The organism is Ferribacterium limneticum, assembly GCF_020510625.1.
Taxonomy (GTDB): domain Bacteria; phylum Pseudomonadota; class Gammaproteobacteria; order Burkholderiales; family Rhodocyclaceae; genus Azonexus; species Azonexus limneticus_A.
Map to the genome: position 1 here is coordinate 2240017 of NZ_CP075191.1, position 18248 is coordinate 2258264.

Annotated in this window: 36 protein-coding genes; 9 read left to right on the forward strand and 27 right to left on the reverse strand. The window is 54.0% G+C overall.

Features of this window, described 5'->3' with window-relative positions; all coding sequences use genetic code 11:
• Positions 1 to 10: 10 nt before the first annotated feature.
• The 25 genes from KI617_RS10565 to KI617_RS10680 form a co-directional block, all read right to left on the reverse strand.
• The gene (locus KI617_RS10565) at positions 11 to 310 is read right to left on the reverse strand and encodes a hypothetical protein (protein WP_226446093.1); all 300 of its coding nucleotides are present in this window, start codon (positions 308 to 310) and stop codon (positions 11 to 13) included.
• The gene (locus KI617_RS10570) at positions 307 to 504 is read right to left on the reverse strand and encodes a hypothetical protein (RefSeq protein ID WP_226446094.1); all 198 of its coding nucleotides are present in this window, start codon (positions 502 to 504) and stop codon (positions 307 to 309) included. Before KI617_RS10570 ends, KI617_RS10565 begins: the two co-directional genes overlap by 4 nt.
• Complete coding sequence (locus tag KI617_RS10575; protein ID WP_226446095.1) at positions 491 to 751, reverse strand: hypothetical protein; 261 nt, start codon at positions 749 to 751, stop codon at positions 491 to 493. Before KI617_RS10575 ends, KI617_RS10570 begins: the two co-directional genes overlap by 14 nt.
• Positions 748 to 1092: a phage protein NinX family protein gene (locus KI617_RS10580; protein WP_226446096.1), complete on the reverse strand. Its 345-nt coding sequence runs from the start codon at positions 1090 to 1092 to the stop codon at positions 748 to 750. Before KI617_RS10580 ends, KI617_RS10575 begins: the two co-directional genes overlap by 4 nt.
• Positions 1089 to 1601: a hypothetical protein gene (locus tag KI617_RS10585; protein WP_226446097.1), complete on the reverse strand. Its 513-nt coding sequence runs from the start codon at positions 1599 to 1601 to the stop codon at positions 1089 to 1091. Before KI617_RS10585 ends, KI617_RS10580 begins: the two co-directional genes overlap by 4 nt.
• A complete protein-coding gene (locus KI617_RS10590) occupies positions 1598 to 1894 on the reverse strand; it encodes a hypothetical protein (protein WP_226446098.1) in 297 nt (98 codons plus the stop codon). Before KI617_RS10590 ends, KI617_RS10585 begins: the two co-directional genes overlap by 4 nt.
• A complete protein-coding gene (locus tag KI617_RS10595) occupies positions 1891 to 2073 on the reverse strand; it encodes a hypothetical protein (protein ID WP_226446099.1) in 183 nt (60 codons plus the stop codon). Before KI617_RS10595 ends, KI617_RS10590 begins: the two co-directional genes overlap by 4 nt.
• Positions 2070 to 2441, reverse strand: a complete 372-nt coding sequence (locus KI617_RS10600; protein ID WP_226446100.1) for a hypothetical protein — start codon at positions 2439 to 2441, stop codon at positions 2070 to 2072. The genes KI617_RS10595 and KI617_RS10600 overlap by 4 nt, the downstream gene beginning before the upstream one ends.
• On the reverse strand, positions 2429 to 2803 hold the full coding sequence (locus tag KI617_RS10605) for a hypothetical protein (RefSeq protein ID WP_226446101.1): 375 nt from the start codon (positions 2801 to 2803) through the stop codon (positions 2429 to 2431). Before KI617_RS10605 ends, KI617_RS10600 begins: the two co-directional genes overlap by 13 nt.
• Positions 2800 to 3174 (reverse strand): hypothetical protein, encoded by a 375-nt coding sequence (locus KI617_RS10610; RefSeq protein ID WP_226446102.1) that lies wholly within the window; start codon positions 3172 to 3174, stop codon positions 2800 to 2802. Before KI617_RS10610 ends, KI617_RS10605 begins: the two co-directional genes overlap by 4 nt.
• Positions 3167 to 3460, reverse strand: a complete 294-nt coding sequence (locus KI617_RS10615) for a hypothetical protein (RefSeq protein WP_226446104.1) — start codon at positions 3458 to 3460, stop codon at positions 3167 to 3169. The genes KI617_RS10610 and KI617_RS10615 overlap by 8 nt, the downstream gene beginning before the upstream one ends.
• Positions 3450 to 3821 (reverse strand): phage protein NinX family protein, encoded by a 372-nt coding sequence (locus tag KI617_RS10620; protein ID WP_226446105.1) that lies wholly within the window; start codon positions 3819 to 3821, stop codon positions 3450 to 3452. Before KI617_RS10620 ends, KI617_RS10615 begins: the two co-directional genes overlap by 11 nt.
• Positions 3818 to 4195, reverse strand: coding sequence for a hypothetical protein (locus tag KI617_RS10625; protein ID WP_226446106.1), 378 nt, complete (start codon positions 4193 to 4195; stop codon positions 3818 to 3820). Before KI617_RS10625 ends, KI617_RS10620 begins: the two co-directional genes overlap by 4 nt.
• Positions 4192 to 4500, reverse strand: coding sequence for a hypothetical protein (locus KI617_RS10630; RefSeq protein WP_226446107.1), 309 nt, complete (start codon positions 4498 to 4500; stop codon positions 4192 to 4194). The genes KI617_RS10625 and KI617_RS10630 overlap by 4 nt, the downstream gene beginning before the upstream one ends.
• Entirely contained in the window at positions 4497 to 4823 is a 327-nt protein-coding gene (locus KI617_RS10635) for a hypothetical protein (RefSeq protein ID WP_226446108.1), read from the reverse strand. The genes KI617_RS10630 and KI617_RS10635 overlap by 4 nt, the downstream gene beginning before the upstream one ends.
• On the reverse strand, positions 4820 to 5104 hold the full coding sequence (locus KI617_RS10640; RefSeq protein WP_226446109.1) for a hypothetical protein: 285 nt from the start codon (positions 5102 to 5104) through the stop codon (positions 4820 to 4822). The genes KI617_RS10635 and KI617_RS10640 overlap by 4 nt, the downstream gene beginning before the upstream one ends.
• Before the next feature lie 54 nt (positions 5105 to 5158).
• Positions 5159 to 5566 carry a hypothetical protein gene (locus tag KI617_RS10645; protein WP_226446110.1) on the reverse strand — a complete coding sequence of 136 codons (408 nt, stop codon included), beginning with the start codon at positions 5564 to 5566 and terminating at the stop codon, positions 5159 to 5161.
• A gap of 1 nt (position 5567) precedes the next feature.
• A complete protein-coding gene (locus KI617_RS10650; protein WP_226446111.1) occupies positions 5568 to 5816 on the reverse strand; it encodes a hypothetical protein in 249 nt (82 codons plus the stop codon).
• An 11-nt stretch (positions 5817 to 5827) separates the two neighbouring features.
• A complete protein-coding gene (locus KI617_RS20365) occupies positions 5828 to 5962 on the reverse strand; it encodes a hypothetical protein (protein ID WP_264180006.1) in 135 nt (44 codons plus the stop codon).
• 96 nt (positions 5963 to 6058) lie between these two features.
• On the reverse strand, positions 6059 to 6208 hold the full coding sequence (locus tag KI617_RS10655; protein ID WP_226446112.1) for a hypothetical protein: 150 nt from the start codon (positions 6206 to 6208) through the stop codon (positions 6059 to 6061).
• A complete protein-coding gene (locus KI617_RS10660) occupies positions 6205 to 6393 on the reverse strand; it encodes a hypothetical protein (protein WP_226446113.1) in 189 nt (62 codons plus the stop codon). Before KI617_RS10660 ends, KI617_RS10655 begins: the two co-directional genes overlap by 4 nt.
• Positions 6390 to 6536, reverse strand: coding sequence for a hypothetical protein (locus tag KI617_RS10665; protein WP_226446114.1), 147 nt, complete (start codon positions 6534 to 6536; stop codon positions 6390 to 6392). The genes KI617_RS10660 and KI617_RS10665 overlap by 4 nt, the downstream gene beginning before the upstream one ends.
• Entirely contained in the window at positions 6533 to 6673 is a 141-nt protein-coding gene (locus tag KI617_RS10670; RefSeq protein ID WP_226446115.1) for a hypothetical protein, read from the reverse strand. The genes KI617_RS10665 and KI617_RS10670 overlap by 4 nt, the downstream gene beginning before the upstream one ends.
• Positions 6666 to 7052: a hypothetical protein gene (locus tag KI617_RS10675; protein WP_226446116.1), complete on the reverse strand. Its 387-nt coding sequence runs from the start codon at positions 7050 to 7052 to the stop codon at positions 6666 to 6668. Before KI617_RS10675 ends, KI617_RS10670 begins: the two co-directional genes overlap by 8 nt.
• 87 nt (positions 7053 to 7139) lie before the next feature.
• Positions 7140 to 8018 carry a BRO-N domain-containing protein gene (locus tag KI617_RS10680; RefSeq protein ID WP_226446117.1) on the reverse strand — a complete coding sequence of 293 codons (879 nt, stop codon included), beginning with the start codon at positions 8016 to 8018 and terminating at the stop codon, positions 7140 to 7142.
• A gap of 805 nt (positions 8019 to 8823) precedes the next feature.
• On the opposite strand from KI617_RS10680, the gene KI617_RS10685 reads away from it, so the two are divergent.
• Entirely contained in the window at positions 8824 to 9105 is a 282-nt protein-coding gene (locus KI617_RS10685) for a hypothetical protein (protein ID WP_226446118.1), read from the forward strand.
• Between the two features lie 9 nt (positions 9106 to 9114).
• Entirely contained in the window at positions 9115 to 9756 is a 642-nt protein-coding gene (locus KI617_RS10690) for a DNA-binding protein (protein WP_226446119.1), read from the forward strand.
• A 20-nt stretch (positions 9757 to 9776) separates the two neighbouring features.
• Here KI617_RS10690 and KI617_RS10695 read toward each other — a convergent pair whose 3' ends face one another.
• On the reverse strand, positions 9777 to 10013 hold the full coding sequence (locus tag KI617_RS10695) for a hypothetical protein (RefSeq protein ID WP_226446120.1): 237 nt from the start codon (positions 10011 to 10013) through the stop codon (positions 9777 to 9779).
• A 1358-nt stretch (positions 10014 to 11371) separates the two neighbouring features.
• Positions 11372 to 11983, reverse strand: coding sequence for a hypothetical protein (locus KI617_RS10700; protein ID WP_226446122.1), 612 nt, complete (start codon positions 11981 to 11983; stop codon positions 11372 to 11374).
• A gap of 627 nt (positions 11984 to 12610) precedes the next feature.
• Between KI617_RS10700 and KI617_RS10705 the strand changes: the two genes are divergently transcribed.
• The 7 genes from KI617_RS10705 to KI617_RS10735 all read left to right on the forward strand — a co-directional run bounded on the left by KI617_RS10705 (position 12611) and on the right by KI617_RS10735 (position 18178).
• Positions 12611 to 12811 (forward strand): hypothetical protein, encoded by a 201-nt coding sequence (locus KI617_RS10705; RefSeq protein WP_226446123.1) that lies wholly within the window; start codon positions 12611 to 12613, stop codon positions 12809 to 12811.
• A gap of 129 nt (positions 12812 to 12940) precedes the next feature.
• Positions 12941 to 13510 (forward strand): hypothetical protein, encoded by a 570-nt coding sequence (locus KI617_RS10710; RefSeq protein WP_226446124.1) that lies wholly within the window; start codon positions 12941 to 12943, stop codon positions 13508 to 13510.
• Between the two features lie 36 nt (positions 13511 to 13546).
• Positions 13547 to 14005 (forward strand): hypothetical protein, encoded by a 459-nt coding sequence (locus tag KI617_RS10715; RefSeq protein WP_226446125.1) that lies wholly within the window; start codon positions 13547 to 13549, stop codon positions 14003 to 14005.
• The gene (locus KI617_RS10720; RefSeq protein ID WP_226446126.1) at positions 13986 to 15680 is read left to right on the forward strand and encodes a phage terminase large subunit family protein; all 1695 of its coding nucleotides are present in this window, start codon (positions 13986 to 13988) and stop codon (positions 15678 to 15680) included. The genes KI617_RS10715 and KI617_RS10720 overlap by 20 nt, the downstream gene beginning before the upstream one ends.
• A 39-nt stretch (positions 15681 to 15719) precedes the next feature.
• Positions 15720 to 16061 (forward strand): hypothetical protein, encoded by a 342-nt coding sequence (locus KI617_RS10725; protein WP_226446127.1) that lies wholly within the window; start codon positions 15720 to 15722, stop codon positions 16059 to 16061.
• 33 nt (positions 16062 to 16094) lie between these two features.
• The gene (locus tag KI617_RS10730) at positions 16095 to 16964 is read left to right on the forward strand and encodes a hypothetical protein (protein ID WP_226446128.1); all 870 of its coding nucleotides are present in this window, start codon (positions 16095 to 16097) and stop codon (positions 16962 to 16964) included.
• A gap of 2 nt (positions 16965 to 16966) precedes the next feature.
• The gene (locus tag KI617_RS10735; RefSeq protein WP_226446129.1) at positions 16967 to 18178 is read left to right on the forward strand and encodes a hypothetical protein; all 1212 of its coding nucleotides are present in this window, start codon (positions 16967 to 16969) and stop codon (positions 18176 to 18178) included.
• Positions 18179 to 18248: the final 70 nt, after the last annotated feature.

Sequence of the window (18248 nt, forward strand, 5' to 3'; positions counted from 1 at the left end):
CCAGGCTCGTTTAGCTTTCACCGAGAGTCTCCAGAAGAAGTTGCGCACGATCCGCCTGGTTGCTTCGCATCTTGGTATCAAGGCCGTCGTGCATCAGTTCCTTGAGCAGGCGTATCGCATCGACCATGTGCCAGCCAAGTTCCCTGAGCAGGATCACGAGGTCCGCCTCTTCTTCATCCACGCGGCCGTCCGAGCCGGTGAAGTTGAGGAAGAACTTCTTGCAGGATGGGTGGCCACACTTGCAGGGTGTTTTGTGGAAGTTCGCTGGCAGGCGCTCCAGCAGGCGCTCAAGTTCTTCAATCTTGGTCATGCTGCAAACCTCCGTACTTGATGATGGACCGCCTTGTGGTGCGGGCCTTCCTTGACGAACAAGGTCTTCGACATGCCTCGCTCATGCTCGCGGAGCACGATGCGGGTGCCGTCCCTGTCCTTGTGCGTGACCGTGACCACGTTGCCGATATCTTTGAGGGCGGCTGCCCAGACTGCTTCTTCACGGGTGATCATTTGGGTTCAACTCCAACTTGAGGTTGAGCTTCTTCAGCACCTCGTCCAGTGAGTAGTCCTGGGCAAAGTCCCACCCATTCGGGTACTCGGCAACCAGATCGGGATGCACCTTGCGACACTGGCCATGGGCGTGGAAGCACATGCCTTCCTTGTCGAAGGTGACGCTCAGGTTCGGTGCATCGAGCTGCTTCTGCAGGTGCTCTCGAAGGTACTGGAGCAGGGTGTTGATCAGCTGGTTGAAGTTCATTGCAGCTCCTTCGGGATATCCACTTCATCGCCCAGCTTGCTGGCGACGTAGCAACGCATGGCCGCGATTAGTGGGGTTGAACTACCTACCCACTTACCACCCGGCACCTTAGCGAACCAATGCCCATAGCCGTTTTCTTTGAGTGCGATCTTTTCCCGCTCAATGATCGGGCCACCTTGGGACCAGTTGGTTGAGTAGTGCCACTCGGGGTTACGTTCAAAAGTGCGTGTTGATCCGTCCGCGTTTTTGAACACGAAGTATCCATTGTTTGACCAATGTATCCCGTTGGCAAGTTCTACCGCCCAATCAAGGGCAGGGCCAATCAGCTCTGCGGTTTTCATACGAACCTCGCATCAACATCGACCAGGCCAAGTGTGATCAGGTGGGCAAGGAGGCCCACCGTGTCCAGGTTGGACTTCATGAAGCCATCCTCAACGAGCTCACCATTCTCATATGAGAACAGCTCAGCGCCTCCCTCATCTTCCACATGGGCTTTGAACTCGCCGCGCTCGTCCAGATCGACGACGAGGATCAGGTACAGGGGCAAGGTGGGAACACACTCCTCCCGCAGGTTGAGGAGGTAGTTCAGTTCAGCCTTCGCGTGGCGCTGCGCGTCCTCGGCATAAGCAATTTCCCACTCAGCGTAAGGAGTGTCTTCACAGTAGGGATTACCAGTATCAATCCCGATCGGGCACTGTTCGCAGCTCAGTTTTTCAGTGCCAGCGAAGTTCGGGTTGAAGAGTAGGCAGAGCGGGCACGCACCCCTCACAGATTCGCCATCCGCACGATCTGCCCAATTCACGATCGAGGCGTCAAGTGCCTTGACAGTTGCGGGTCCAATTTTGATCATAGTTGTTCCTCCGGAACCATAAAACCATCCTCGTGGGCTTCTGGGTTCATGCTGAACCCAAGGTGCTGGCCGTACACGATATCGTCGAGTTCAAGCAGGGACTCTCTGAGTAGGTAGAGAGCGACAGGAGTGAGATTAACAACCTGAGGTTCTGGCCAGTTCGGGCTGTAAATTCGAACCTGGGTCAGGTTCGAGTCGAACTCGACGACCTCGACCTTGCGCCGGCCCGCCTGAAAGGTCACCGCCCTCAACCCGATGGATACGGCACACTGGTCATGGATACTTTCAATCATGACTGCACCTCTTGCCAAATTGTTTCAGAAGTCATGCACTCATCACCAAGTCTGACGCAGAGGGCCGCACGAGCTGAGTCAGCAGCTCCTTCACTCACCTGCTCAGCAGCACAACCCTGGCAACCAAAACCTTGCGCCGCCACCAATTCATACTTCTTTCCATCAACTTCACGTTTCATTTCCCATTTCCCATCCATGAATAGTTCCCTTGCACATACTCAAGGGCTTCTTCAGGGCTTTCGAAGTCACCCACTGAGCAGGTCTCAAGCTTGGCCACGCTGGCGACATGCCGGTAATGCGACGAGTCGTACAGGTAGACGCCCAGTTCAGAATGCAGGTCGTCATCGATCTTGTTTTCCGTTTCGAAGTCGAAGCACTCCAGCCAGTGCGAGGGCGGGATCTCGCAGCAATGGACGTACTCGCCTGGCTTGTACAGGTAGAAGCCCCAGTACTTGCCAACCTTGGCCTTGATCCCGTCGATGAAGGTGTCAGTCTCCTCGATACGAGCCATGCGGTAGGTCTGGGTAGCGTCGATCACATCAAGCATGGCTGTTCCTCCTTATCGCACCGGACAGCATAGTCAGCGACCAGCTTGTCCAGTATCTCGAGACGGAGAGCTTTGGATCGCTCGTCAATTGCCCGATGATGCCGCACGTAACTGAGGCCATCCCGCTTACGGATGAACTCCTCAACTATGTAAAGGCCTGAGATGTGGCTCAGGATTTCACGTCTGAGCTGCTGGACAAGGTTGGTTGCTCTGAGCTGCTTTGGCTCACGGCTCAGCTTCTCGTTGATTTCCCACCTGAGACTTGGGCACAGGTACTGCATCTGGTTCGTTCCAAGTTGGAACTGCGCTCGGACCTTAGTCAGAGCCAAGAGGCAAATCTGGTTGTCGGTGTAATCACTCACGGCTTCACTCCAAACATCTCGTCCATGATTTGAGTGACGGCAGCAATCTCAGCTTCCAGTTGCCGACGCTCGTACTCTTCACGAGCAATGCGCCACTTCGCTTTTCCCTCCAGTGAGGCGATCGCCTTCTTGTCGAACGGACGAATCGAACCCTTGAAGCAAGGTCCAGAGCTCATGCAGAAGCCATCGTCGGAGTTATGGCTGACGCTGAGCTTCACCTCGCCATCAGCAAGCAATTCACCGTAGAAGAAATACTCAGTGAAGCGAGATGAGTGCAGGTATGTTGCTTCCCTGAACTCGCTGTAAAGGTGCTGTTTGATCAGCGCCTCAGCATGGTTTGCTCCGAGTTGAATCGGGTAGATGTTAGGCATGCTTTCCCTCCGTACACAGGTCGTGGCCCCAAAGGTCCAGCGCGTCCTGCTTGTTGAATTTGTCCGTGTTCAACCACTCAGCGCAGGCTCGGCAGTAATACTTGCGGGTCGAGTGGTTGTACCAATTGGCGCCCGGTGCCAGGCAGGCACTGCGATTGCAGCTCCCACCGAACTCACCCTTGTCTGCCGGGAAGTTGATCGTGGTATTGACCGGGTTCGGGTAGCGCCGGCCCCAAGGTGATTTCCGGATTGAGACCAGCTTGCCGAAGCGGGTTTCAAAGGCCATCTGGTACCTCCACCTCGGGACCAAACAAGCTGATTACCCAGCACCGCATGGCAGCGATCAGGGAGTCTTCCCCATAGGTTTTCACATCCACCCCGTACTTGCTGGCCATCCAACAATTGTTGGATGCGGACCACCAGGGAGTTATCTTCTCTCGATCAAGGATCGGCCACGATTGCTCTGGCAAGGTCGAGGGGCTGTAGCCCCCACCAATCCGGTGATAGCGCCCACCTCGATCAATCCACCAACCAGCTTCAAGCCCAGACTGGAATCCAAATGGGTCTTTGACGATGTCGAAGCCCTCGCACTCCGCAACCAGATAGTCGAGCTGGACAGGCGTTGCTTCACTGACCTTGATCCTCATGACTGCACCACTGGATACTTGACCAGCAATTCGGCGAAAAGCTTGCGCCGCTCGTTGATTACGGCGGGATGATCGGCATCCACAACAAGGAGGAACTCGTTCAGCGCTTCGAGGTTCGCTTCGTCCATCTTGAGGATGACGTACTGCTCAGCCGAGAAACAATCCTCGATACGAGCCTTAATCCAATCGCAGGCCAGACGAACCTCGACCAGCAGGTGTCCGAACTGCTCGTCCAGGCCAAGGTGGGCTTGGTAGTGGAGGGTGTCGCAGATGTACACTGACCCGGTGTGGCCCTCACTCAAGCGCTTGCCGTGCTCCATCCGATATTCCCAGCCAGCCTGTGCTGCCAGGATCAAATCGTGCATAGTTTTCATGCTTCCTCCTTCGAGTACTTCTCGATCAGCGCCAACACCATGCCGATACGGAAGGCGTTGCCAACTACCCCACGAGGCTCGACCTCGTCGACAAAGACCTCATGCATGAGGTAGGTCTCCGCAGTGAAGTGCTCGCCAATGACGCTTTGAATCTCGAGGCGCAGCGCTTGAATTGCACCTTGGGCTTCCTCAGACACGCAAGCGTCAAGCATGTCTCTGAGCGCAATGCAAAGGAAGTAGTTCGTTTCAGCGTCCTGAAGGCATTCCAAGTGGGTCTTGAGTGCAGCAAGCTTGTAGCCGTTCATGATTCCACCTCAAGCTCAGCCAGCAACTTGGTCAAGAGAGCAATGCGGAACGCCCTTGCGGCCTCCTTCCCCGACTCAATCTGGTTATGCTCCAAGTAACCATCAACCGTTGTGCAGGGGTAGATTGCCAGTAGTATTTTGGTACGCAGAGGCCGCAGAACTTCCGCTTCAAGGGGAGTCCAGCCAGAGGGAGAGAAAGGCACATCCCCTGCATAGGCCCTACAAATCTGGTGACACAGGTAAATGTTGATAAAGAGGGGCGCACTGAGCAGGCGCTGAAGGGTAGTGTTGAGTACCTCAATTTGCTTGTCGCGGGTATTCATTGCAGCACCTCCGATGCTTCACAGATCACCACGTCGTTCAACAGCATGCCCTTGCGGGCAATAGCAATGAGGCGTTTCGCTAGGGGTTTGCTGTCGTCACGAATCTCAACCCAATCTCTGGAGTTCGACATGGTGGTAGCGACACGGATGGCCGCCTCGATGCTTCGATAGGTTCGGCCGACACGCCAGCACACCCCATCCTCAAGAGGTGCATAGGTGCGGAACATGGGCTTGGCGCCCTTCGTTATTGCATCTTGAATCTTGCTGATTGCTGATTTCATGCTTTGGTCTCCAAAGTTACGGTTGTCAAATTCTCATATGAGAACTAGACGGATTTAGAGCTTGTTTGCGAGTTCCTCGGGAGTCGGGCGTCGGCACTCAGTCCAGGCGAGTTTTGTGCTTGATGTGAAGGAAGTTTGACCATCAGACCAGGAGATAGGCGAGCCAGCCTCCGACACACCTGCAAAGTGACGGCGGCGCCAAGGATCACTTGCACTGTGACGCACCATGACCGGCTCGTCGATCACGAAGTCCTCATAGGGCGAGACCTCGATCAGGTCTCGCTGGTCGGTACCAACACTGTTGTAGCGCCCGTTCAGCGTGTAGAGGTTGGTCTCCTCGTGGCCCTTCGGGTAGGAGATAAGAGCGACAACTGGGAAGCAATCGCCAAGCTTGTCACAGCAAAGGATGCGAACCGGATGCCCATCGCGAGTCCGGTACTTCTTGTTGATATCAATTTGCATTTCAGTTCCCTTCGACTGAGGTTTCCAGAGCTTCGACCAAATCGAAAGCATCGCTCGGATAGTTGAAAATGCAGCCCGAAGGGTAAATACCCACCCCATCCTCATTGATGTGCTCAACGAGCAGTTCCTTACCCTGAAGGGCTTCAGCTGCATTGTCCATGCTATCGACCCAGATATCCTCCCAGCCTTCCTGAGTGGTGACCTTGCGGACAAGCTTGACTTTGTCGCCTACTTTGAATTGGTGTTGCATTCCAGTTCCTTTCAGTGAATTGAGGGTTGCTTTACTTCAGCGGCCCGCCACAGTTCGCGAGCCACGGACAAGGGCATCCAAATGTCGCCCATGCCTGTCCAGATCAGGACCAGGCGGCGGAATAGCGAGGAGCGCTGGGATTTCATTTCAGAACTCCTTTCCTCAGCGCTCACACTTGCCGCCGATACGGATAAAGCTCATGGGGAAGGGGTGATCGCACCACGTCTGCTTCCACCAGAGCTTCAGTTCAGGCAAGGGAAGTACTTGACCTGCCCGTAATGCACAGCAAGTATCCAAGCTTGGTAGAAGCCAATCTTGAACATTTCAGGCTTTGGCATCCCAAAAATCCAGAGACCCACGACGCTGCCGAGCCATACCCAGATGTAGCTCATTTGAATTCACCTGGAACTACGGCAAGGGCACCGGCAAGGTATCCTTCCCAAGCGCACTGCACTGTGTAGTTAGCGTAGTGTCCAGGCCATGCGTCATCCTCACCGTAGCGAAGGAAGCTGAACTCATAAGGGGGCTCAGCAAACTGGGACTCAAACGAGTCCCGAAGCTTTTCTTCGATGGTCATTTGAGAATGTCTCCCTGTACGGCGGCCGCAGTGGCCAGCAGGACGGCGACAAGGGCAAGGCCGAAGGCCTGCCCTTGGTTCGGTACCAGAACAGCACCAGCGAAGCACAGCACCATGCCCACGAGGTAGGCGACGAAGGTCATGGCACCACCCCGCAGGCGGCGAGGATCAAGGTGGCCAGCTCCGCAAGGATCAGGCCGGCGAAGATACCGAGGATGACGTGCTCAGTCGTGTCCCGGAAGAAGGACTTGACGTCGAGCGAGTGGAGCGGCTTACCCATGGTTGGCTTCCTTCATGTGGAATCGAGCCTGAAGGGAGAATGCAGCACGAGCCTCTTCAGCCTTGCGCTGCCGGTGCCGAGCCGCGGCTTGCTCCTTGATAGCCAGCACTTCTTGGAGCACAGCATGAATGGCTTCGTAGTCCGGGTTGGCAAGGAGGTTACGAAGCTCCTTGCGGTCGTACCGCCACACAATCGTGATGACGTCTCGCATTGCCGTCGCGGTTCGGGCCATGGCCAGTAGCTCAAGTTGAGAATCCGATTCAGGTTCGGGTTCGTCTGTGTAACGGTAATTCGCCCAGTACGTGCCGTAGAGGTCATCACTCAAGGTGCCAAGGGCGAGTGCAAGGGCGGTCAGGGTGGTATCAAGGTGCTTTTTCATTTCGATCTCCGAAGTTAAGGTTGTCAATTTCTTGACGTGAAAAAGGCCCATTTAGGGCCTGGTTGGGATTCTCATATGAGAATTTGATTACATTCGAAAACCCTGAGCGGAGTCAGAGAACCGAACACGAGGGAAGGTGCTGAACACCCAGTAGAAAGCAGTCTTATCTTTTGGATGAGACACAACATAGTCAGCGTCACACAGCTGGATCGCTTCAAGGAGTCCATCCTTGCGCATCCTGCCTACTACTTTACGAACCGCCTCGAAACCAAGGTCAGGTAACCTACGGATTACCTCCGCAATACAAAGCCCAGGATGCTCCATAAGCAGGTTGATTACTCGAACCTCCTCCTTAGTTCTAGGTTGCTGAGCTTGCTTGAACTGAACAGGGATAGAGCCTCGATCAACAACAGCCAGTTGAAGGTGAGCAAGCTTGCTGGACACATAGGCCTCAAGCGCCTCGATGCGCAGCCTATCTGCTTCGGCCAAGCGTTGTGAGGTCTCGATCTTGGTGTCAACGTGAGCTTGCTCCTCGTTCTGAAGCTGAAGCTGTATTGCCGCTCGGGTTCTGTCTGCCTCAAGCTGGCGCTGAATATAATTCAAATGCTGCTGTTCGATTAACTCCAGTACCGCAGCTCGAAACTTAACAGCAGCTGGAGTCGTAGCCAGCATGGCTAGAAGGTAGCAACCCTTTAAGCTGTACACCCGAGTACGCTGAGTACCCCCCGAGGTAGGCACATCGGCAAATGTGGAGAGCGCATCAGGGAACAGTTCAGTGTTCGAGTTGTAGATTGAGTGGACACTTTGGACATGAGAGTATCCAAGCTCCTTTGCAAGCTGCGCCGTAGTTAGCCAGCGCGAGCGGAAGGCCTCAAGGAAATCTAGGTCCGAGAGCTTACTGAGGTTCGAATTGACTAGTGAGTCGCCCTCTAGGCGAGAGAAGGGAACGGAGTCGAGGGAGAACATTGGTTTATCCTTATTGTTGTGAGCTTTAGATCTTTACCACCACTGGCTTAGCCTGTATGTTAAGCCTCTAGCTTGTATGTGTCAATGGGTTACAAGCGGTTAAAGAAATCAGGAACCCTTTAACGAGCTAGACGGAGCGAAACAGCCAGATGCGGGTTCCAGAGGAGAACTCGGACCAAAATCAGGTTCGGATTTCAGGTAGGCAAAAGCATGTAAGCCGCGTTTTCAGAGGGACGCAGAATCGTATGTAAGTGCTTGATCTGGTTCGGGTTCGTACAAGGCGAAAATAGGCGATTTGAGGCAGACGGCGAGAAAGCTCGGTATAGGTGGAGAGGACAAGGAGAAAATTGAGCAAATCGTGTTTTTGTTGGAAGGCGATTTTGCTGAGCGGAAACGTTGTGGAATGTAAATGCAAGCTAGATTAGAAGAAAAATGGTTACTTTATTTATTTATTAAACCTAATCTAATCATCTAGTTGCACCTGCTTTTACCACCTTGCCTTTCCTGAAAAACTCGGACTGGTTACATGGGAAATTTTTCCCTAAATTGCCTATTATTTAGGCAATTTTTGCCTATTTTTTAGGCAATTGCCTATTTTTTAGGCAACACTGCTCCTAACGTTAGGGTGAAACCCTACCAGTTTTGCCTATTTTTTAAGCAGAGTGTTAGGCTATTTTCCATAACGTTAGGGAAAAACCCTAACGAAACCCTAACAAAAACCCTAACGTTATGGCTCTGCTCGCCCTAACAGTTGCCATAACGTTAGGAATCTGGTATGATTCGTGCTTTACACAAGGAGAAGAAGATGGCTATCACATCTCAAAGCGTTGCCCAAGCTGTTGCTGACCTGGAAGCGAACCAGAAAAGGGTCTCGGTTCGGAGTGTTCAAGCTATAACCGGGGGTAGCACTGCAACAATTGCGAAATATCTCAAACCATTGCTCGTACCTGTAAGCCCGAACCCTACTTTGGACCTAGAGGCCTCTGTGGCAGAACTTACTGCTCAGCTAAATCAAGCCTTAGCTCAGCTTTCTATTATCAAAGGGCTGTTACCTCAGTGTAAGCCTGAAGCCAACCTTAAGTATTGAGAGATTGACATGGCTATTACAGTTCAAGATGTTGTTAATGCGGCTGCTGAGCTTCAGAGTCAAGGGCTGACTCCATCTGTGAGAAAAGTCCGTAAGTTACTCGGCAGTGGAGACCCTGCAACAATCTCAAAGTACCTCAAACCACTGCTCACTCCTAGAGCAGCTAACCCAAGCTCTGCGGTTGTAGAAGCTGCCGAACTTCTGACTGAGACCTTTGCTCAGGCTCGGAGCCAGCTGTCAGAGGTTAAGCAACTTCTCGCTCAGCTCACGGTCCAGGCCCCCACTCCAACTCAAAATCAGGTTTCAACTCCAGTTCAAGCTCAGTTCTCACTTACTGAGGAGGAAGCGAAGCAGTTTCAGGAATTGCTTTGGAAGCCAGAAGCCGAGTCCTTAGCCGAACTGTTCAGTGCGCTACTCGAAGAAGCCTGTAGCCTGAACCGAAAGCTGGTCGCGCAATACACCCTTGAGGATGCCTTGAAAGAGCAACTGCTCGAAGCTCAGCTTGTAAAGGCCTCTCAACCTGACGCCAGATCAAACAAACTTGAACTGGACCTGCTAGAGGCTCAGCAGCAGGTCAAGTCGCTACAACAGCGCTGCGAGAGTGCAGAAGAGAGCCGAGACAACCTAGCTCGCAAACTGTACGGTGAGTGATTCTCATATGAGAACGCTGATCACATCGCTTCCCTGTGCATTCGATCAGCGATCTCAGATTGACTCCGTTTTCGAACCCGAGCCTGGACTGCGATCGAGACCAGGCGGTTGGCCAGTTCCTGAACAGTGACTCCAAAGCCCATCACATCCTCAGCCTTCAAGTGAGCATAGACTTGCAAGCTGAGCTTGGGCCTGCTGTTGATTCGGCGGCGCATCAGGCCAACTGAGCTGCGCAGGTTGCTTTCCATAATTGCCATCGTTTCTTCTCCAAAGCTGAATTCTCATATGAGAACACGCACCAAGTTGGTGCAGAATTTCACGTGACAGCCCAGGCTGGGCGTTTTTTGACTGCTAGTTGACGTTAACGTCAACGTCAACGTTCATCCCGTTTCCGAACCAGATTCAAATTCAGAATCCGTTTTGGAAACGGGGGCCGCTCGGGTTGGTCTGCTCGATCTTCATGCGTCACCGATTTAACGGCTTCCGCTGCTTTTGCGTATCAACGCTTGTTCTCATATGAGAACGTCTTCAAATTACACAGACCAACCCCGGCCCGAACCGCGTCCCTCATAGCGTCCAAATTGGTCATACCAATCGCATGACTGCCGCCACACCTAATGTGGACCCCACAGAGTGCCGAGCGTCCTCCTTGCCTATTACGCCTTTTAGTGCGCTTTCGGAGTCAAGGGTCGAACGGCGACGGCCTCCAGGACGCCATACGGCGAGCTGTTATCCGTCCTCGTAGCCTTTCAGGTCTTCCCAGTGGTTAATCAAGGCACGTTCTCATATGAGAACGACTTCCGGTGGTTCAGAGCTTGTCCTCTCCGCTTGCCAGACCCGACCCAGCGTGGCGTCTATCGACGGGGCGCTGGGCGTGGTTCTGGTTCGGGTTCCTGAAGCCGAACGCGTTTGGCGGACCTGGATGGCGTCATCACGACGGGGTCCAGGCCGGCTACAACGTCCGGGGTCGGTTATACAAGTTGGGCCATTGCCGGTTTCCTCATGCTGTATCGCGATCGAGTGCAATGGATGCGCTTTGACACGATCCAAGTTCGGGGCTTCGTTGGCCTCACTATGCTGTCACTCGACGCGCTCAGGGTTCGGCTGGTTGGCCGCAGGCTTCTTACGCCTTTTACACGGCCATGCTTCTTCTAGGCTACGACTGCCAGTGCATCGCTGCGTGCTGGCTTTTCTTTCCGTTTGCTGCTTAAAGAGCGCGTTCTCATATGAGAACGGTTTGTTTCGTGTCGCCATTTTCAGGGCGTGAAAAAGCCCGCCGTTTTGCGTGGCGGGCTTTCTGGGGAATTCTCATATGAGAACGCCGATTAAGACATTCTCATATGAGAATCGAAAGATTCTCTGGGGGGGGGGGGTTAGAAAGCTGCATGCTTTAAATCAAGCAGCGCCCTTTTCAGCCTCCAGTCAAGTGAGTCTTCCATAAAGTCAACTGGACTACATGGGTTAAAAGTCTTTGTAGATTGTCACATTCGGCGGGGGTAAGACAAGGCTCGCTATCGTAAGCAGTATTGCTATTTAAGGCAGGGTTAAACATGTTAGCTCCATTCTCATATGAGAATTCCCGGCCGGACATATTCCCGGCCGGGAATATTTGACGTTAGGCGACCTTGGCACGCTTGGCAGGCTTGGCCGCGTCTGCTTGCTTGGCCGCTTGTTCGGCTTCAAGTTCGGCGAGGATGGCCGCGCGCATCTTTGCACGGGCGCTTTCAAGGCTTGCATTGTTGGCCGCCGTAACGGCCAGCTTTTCGGCTTCCTCTGCAGCGCAAACCCGAGCGATAAGGCTTTGGCCCTTGGCCGCTTGGAAAGCTACGGCGAAGGCCTTTACCCCCTCGTTGTCGCTATCGGTGCGCGTGGCTTTCTCTGCCATATTGAGAGAGAAGGTTTTTTTCTCGCCCACGGTCGCGCCTACGTCCTTGAAGGTAAGGCCCTGTTTTTCGCAGAACTCGGCGATGGTGGCAAAGCGCTTTGCCAGCTTATAGCCCGCTTGGATGTGTTTCGGCGCAGTCTTACCGCCTGCCGTTTCACGGGCAGCAGCAGCAGCATCGTGCACGGCTTGGTAGGTATTACCAGCATCTAGCACAGCATGAGCAGCAGTCAGGGCAGCGCCCTTGCGGCCGTCGGCTTCAATGCGGGCAGCAGCAGCAACAACGCAAGACTCAACGAGGAAGGCAGCAGCAACGATAACAGGGGAAACGGCGGAATTGTTCATGGTAATAACCTCTTCAAAGTTAGATGTCTGGTAATCCCTACCAGTAAGGTGCGCTTTGTTATGAGCACAACCACATCATAACACAAGTGTTATCCATAACAAGTGTTATGCGCCCTGGCAAACAAGATAAACGTTATGCGCCCATAAGCGGAATCTATCTATACAGTTTAAGAGAAGAGCAAGGCGGACCAGCGAGGCGGACCAGTGAGGCGGACCAGCGAGGCGGACCAGCGAGGCGGACCAGCAAGGCGGACCAGTGAGGCGGACCAGCTCGCCCTAGCAGGTAGGGTAAGGCATGCCCTGTGACGGCATAGCTTTTCGCCCCGTATGAGAACGCGGCCCGCACCTACTCCCTCAAAAACCGAACCGATAGTTTAAAACTCTGCCATTACAGTTGTAATGCACAAAGAAATTCCAGCCCGGAAACTCCAACAAACTTTGTATTGCTTTTGTTGTGCGTAGCAGATACACTACAGGCTCCATAACCTGAAGGAGACCGAGATGTTCAAAAATATTACGATAAGAGTGCCCCAGCTTAGTCCGAACGACCTAGCGAGTATTACAACCTGTAACAATGGGAAGGCGCCAAACATCTCGACAGTGGTTCGTGAAGTGATTCACGATTACATGCAACGACCCTTGCAGGCCATTCCGAACCTGATCCAGCGGCGCCTGCTGGACCCGAACCCGCTTGACCTCGAGGTCAAGCTCTCAACCATCTATGCAGACGCTGAAGAGACTGAGGCCTTCAAGGAAACTGCTCGCAAGCTTGGATACAAGGTAGAGAACCTGCTCAAGCTCATGATCGAGGATAGAATCCTGCACTAAGGTCATAGAACCCAAGTCATAGTTTAACTCAGGAGTAACTCTGCAGCTTACGTGTCACAAAACATTAACACACAAGCAGACACCCTGTAACACAACTTGTCATCCTCAACCTCAAGCACGTACAATAAAATGGTGAACCCTTTCCGCGACCTACTCTCAAGACCTCCTGCTACTAAGGCAGAGAAGATTCGTGTCAGCAAACTTGGTGCCAAGCTGGGCCTCTACGCTGATGCGTGGGATGCCCTGAGCGCGAACTTCGCGACGAGAGGCGAGCGGCGCAAGGTTCGGGATCACTACGCAGCCCTGCTCGAGGTCGAACCACGAACCCTGAACAACATCGCGAAGCCTGAGTTCAAGCGGCCCGAGCGCATCAAGGCGATTCAGTCGCACTATCTGGACGTGTCGAGCAAGAAGTTGAGCGTGGTCAAGGCAGCAATCAGTGTGATCGCCGGCTCTGAGACGCCGGAAGATGCCGCCCTGCAGGCTGAAACCACGGAACGGACGGTCTATCGCCGGGTCAATACGCTGCTGGCGCTGCACCAGATCGTGATTGGTGACTTGAAGCATATGACGAACCAGCAACGAACCACTTTGGCGCAGCAGTTGGAGCTCACGGTGGGCACTGCACTTGAGAAAAAGCAGCAGAAATTGAAGGAAAAGCTGAGCAATACGAGGGAAATACGCACGAAACGAGCGTAAATTCAACTAAATCACTGACAAAATAAGAAGAGGCTCATGAAAGCCCTAGATTTTGAAGACTTCAACGACGTGCCACGCGCCGTCGCGCCTGGTGAGGAGGTTGAGGAGCCGGTCGAGAGCATCGCCGAGCGCTACCTCCTTGACCCCCTGTCCAAGATCAGCCTGGCGGATCGGATCGACCTCTATGAGGCCGTGAAGGCGTCTTTGCCTGCCCATGCGCTGAGTGATATCGACCTCACGCAGGAGCTTGTGCTCCAATTCACTCGAGTCAAGGAGTTGCAGATTGCAACCCTTGCCTCCAGTCGCGTGCCGGCCAACCAGAAGGCGCAGGTGGCCAACTCGGTGGCGTCTATCCTAGGCCAGCTGACGAAGCTGCAGACGGAACTACATACCGCCGAGCGTTTCAAGGCCATGGAAACGCACCTGATCCGCGCCATGAAGAAGCTTCCGCTGGAAGAAGCCGAGGAGTTCCTTCGTGAATACGAACGCGCCTGATTACGTCAATTCCGAGGCGTTCCGGCGCCACATCTCACGTCTGCGGTCCTCTCTCGCAGCGCACGGCCACGACACGACATGTGAGTTCATCACCGAGCACACCTATATCCGGGGCCGGAAGTTCTCGTTCAAGGACCACGAGTACCAAGAAAAAATCCTGAGAGACAACTCGCAGGAGAAGGTGGTCAAGAAGGCGGCGCAGATGGGCCTGTCGGAAATCTTCGCCCGCCTTGCCTTGGCCAAGTCGGTGCTGGTGAACGGGTTCTCGACGATCTACACCCTGCCCGCGGCGACCGCGGCGCAGAACTTCATGAAGACCCGGATTGACCCGGTGATCGACAGCTCTGAGTATCTGCGTGACGCGGTTTCCGGCGACATCGACAACTCGTCCATGAAGCAGTTCGGCGACTCCTTCCTCTATCTGAAGGGTGCGCAGGTCGATCGTCAGGCCATCTCCGTCCCTGCCGACTTGCTGATCAACGATGAAGTGGACAACTCGTCGCAGGAGGTCATGACGCTGTACGAGTCACGCCTCAACCACTCGTCCTACGCTGAGAAGATCAAGCTCTCCACGCCGTCGATCCCGGACTTCGGCATCGACTTGCTGTTCAAGGAGTCGCGCCAGCACTTCAACTTGTGCAAGTGCAACCATTGCGGGCACTGGTTCTTCCCTCAGTACTACGAGAACGTGGTCATTCCGGACTTCAATCGTGACCTAGACAGGATCACCAAGGGGGATTTCCGCAGTCACAGCTTCCGCTGGCAGGAAGCTTACGTGGCTTGCCCTGAGTGCTGGAAGCCGGTCGATCTGGGGCCGGCGAACCGGGAGTGGGTCGTCAAGAATCCGGGTGACGCCTACGTCGCCGCAGGCTATCAGTGCTCTCCGTTTGACTGCCCGGCCATCATCAAGCCTTCGGCCCTGATCAAGTCCAGCGTCGAATACAAGCGCCCGCAAGACTTCCGGAATCAGCGCCTGGGCGAGTCGATGGAGGACAAGGAGTCGAGCTTTGACCTTGAAGAACTCAACCGAGCCTTGATCAGCGAGTACCCGGGCGGCGGCTTCAGCTACGTCATGGGGCTTGATATGGGCTTGATCTGCTGGTGCACGATCGCCGCGGTGTGCGGCGACGGCACGCTGATCATCGTCAAGACTGAGGGCATCCCGATGCACAAAGTCAAGCAGCGGCGAGCCGAGCTGGCCAAGCAGTATCGGGTCCGCATGACGGTGGTGGATTCGGTGCCCTACGCCGAGACGGTCCTGTCCATGCAGCAGGACGACAACAACCTGTTCGCCGCGGTCTATGTCGAGACCAAGGGCATCGAGCTGTTCAGGGTCAAGGATCAGGAAGAAGACGACGAGAAGGCTCAGGAGCAGATCAAGCAGGTCAATGTGGTGCGGAACCGGGGCTTCGACCAAGTCATGCTCGAACTGCGCAGCGGGCGCATCCTGAAGGTCATGGACGAGAACGACGATCTCTGGAAGGAACACCTGCGAGACCAGAAGCGGGTCAAGGAATTCCGGAACGAGGAGCTCATCATGGTCTGGAAGAAATCCAAGGGTGACGATCACCTTCATCACTCCCTGCTCTACACCCTTGTCGCCTCGCGTATGCTGGGTGTATCAGCGGGCGTCCTTGAGGGCGTACCTATCATCTTGGGCAAGTTCGGAGTTTGACACCTTGAACTTAGAAGAGCGACAACGTAGAATCCAAGTATGAAAGCTCGAATTCTCCTTGGCGCCATCCTCCTTTATTTCGTCTGCCTCTACTGGCTGGTGGAGAACCGCGTGCGTGGCTGGCTCGGCCTGAAGATCGAGCACAACTGCTTCACGGATGCCTGGGCCAATTTTGACTACGATGCCGGCGACGGCTTCATGCCGCACAAGTCGCTGTCGGGCTGGTTTCCCCACGTCGTTATCGTGAAGGGTGCACGGGCAGAGAACCGCATGCAGCTCAGCCTGACGGAGTATGTGCCGGTCAAGCGCCGACCCGATATGAAACTACCTCCCCGCAAGTTCAAGGGGATCAAGAAGACGCAGCGGTTCGTTGCGCTCTAAATCAACAAGATCATCAAGGAGATGACAATGGGCATGGCGAACGGCACACCTGATTTTTTGGTCGATATCGACGGCATCGGTTTTGGTTTCAGGGATCGCGGCGGCAAGGCACGTGCGGTGCCCTTCTGGTCTGATGACGGCACGCAGCTGATTGGTCCGGACAATCTCCCAGTATCCCTCGGAGGTAGCGGTGGTGGTTTCAACCAGGCTCAGGTTGAAGCCCTTGCTGACGCCCAAATCAATGCGCAGAAGGGTCAGCCCAACGGCATCCTCGCTCTTGATGCAGATGGAGTTGCACACGCCAGTATCGTCCCGAGGCAAGCTGCCCTTGCCACCCTGACCACTCTTATCAACGGTGGAGGGGAAATTGCTGTTGCTACAGACGTTGATGCTCTCGTTGTGCTGAATGACGCTGGCGCAAAGGTGTTTGGATTGGTACCAGTGGATTTTTATAACGCAAGTAACAATTCGGCACAGCTTGTTACACTTAAAAACCGTGATGGGGTATCCCTTAGCCTTGCTAGTACAGCTTCGATGTCACTTATGAGTGCTTCGTCTCTCCTAATGCAAGTTAAAGCCTCAAGCGTTTCTGGGGCTAGTCTCCCTCCAATTACGCTTCAAGGTGGTCACAGCACGCACGCAACAGCAGGAACTGGTGGCTCTGTCTATGTACAGCTAGGCAAGGGTGCTACTGCTACAGGTGAGTTTGCTGTACTGACTGCAAATGATTTTATGCCACTTAATATCACTGAAGTGGCAGGTGAAGCTGTGATCGGGTTCTTCGAGGCTGCACCTGTTGCACAGCCCACCGTGTCAGGCTCTCGTGGTGGAAACGCGGCTCTGGCGAGCCTGCTCACGGCACTAGCCAGCTTGGGGTTGATCGTCAACAGCACTACTGCATAAATATGCCTTCAGTTGTCTTTGATGGCGGAGGTGGCAGTATTCGCGCCTTCGTCGGCGCTGAAAACCCAACAGTTGCAATAGCTCCAACACAGGAGGTAGTTGCAACCTTTTCTGAACCAGTTCAAACGCAAGACATAGTTCTCAATAAGGTAACTGATGAAGCTGTGAGAACTAACGCGCAGGTGACTGTTACAGAAAGCTCGATACGCCCTGGATATACCTTCTCCAACCAAACACCTGCTGTTTGTACGATTGACGGCAGTGGGCTAGTTACGTGCGTTGGGCCGGGTGGATTGGCGAAAATCAGAGTGCGCACACTCTGTGCTGAATATGAAGTGTCGCAATATCTGAGCTATGCCCCTGTTGTTCATGAGCAGGTCAGTTCGTATGCTGCAGGCTCACTGGCCTGGCACATAGACAACGCAATCAGGGGCATGATTGAAGGTAAGACAGGTGACGCCAGTACGCGCAACCTGTTTCTCACTGCAAGTGGCGGCACATCTGCCCCGAACTACATCAGGAATCCGAACCTGTTCTCGGGCGCACTTGATCTGTCCGCAATCACGGTTGCAACAGCGGGCCTGCCTGCTGTTCTCATCTCACCTAGACACCTGATGGTGGGTCACGCTACTTTACCAAACAACAGCCAAGTGGTTTTCAAGGATAGCGCTGGAGATTACCAGACGAGAACTGTTCAAAGCAGTATTGCTGTGCGTATTGGCGGAGACAACAGTGTGGCCCTGCTGAACGAGGCAGTCACCTCGATAGAGCCGATCTCGTTTCTACCTGCAACATGGGCAAATTACATCCCGTCTTTCAGGGCAGAGGCCTATGTAGATAGTCAGCTATACCCAATCCCAGTACTTAATATCGGGCGAACCGCGGCAACGCGCCTCCGAGTAATACCTTCACGTGTCAGTGGAAACAACTGGTGGACGGGCACAATGGCTATCACACCCTCCGCATTCGCTGATTGGGGAACCAATCACTCCAATCCAGCCCTCGCCGGGGTTATTGGGGGAGATAGTAATGGGCCTGTGTTTGTGCCGATAAACGGAAAACCTGTTCTGCTGCACTGCATGAACTTCGGCGGTTTAGGTGGAAGTGGCGACTTCTACCCGGCCATGCTTGACCAGATTGATGCAGCGATGACCAGTCTGGGTGGCGGGTATGTTTCCACAAAGGCTGACATCACAATGTTCCCAAGTTACTAGCTTGCCCTTGGCACGGTTTTCGCTTATCCTCGGTCAAAATAACAAGAGAGGTAAAAACCTCCATGGGCAT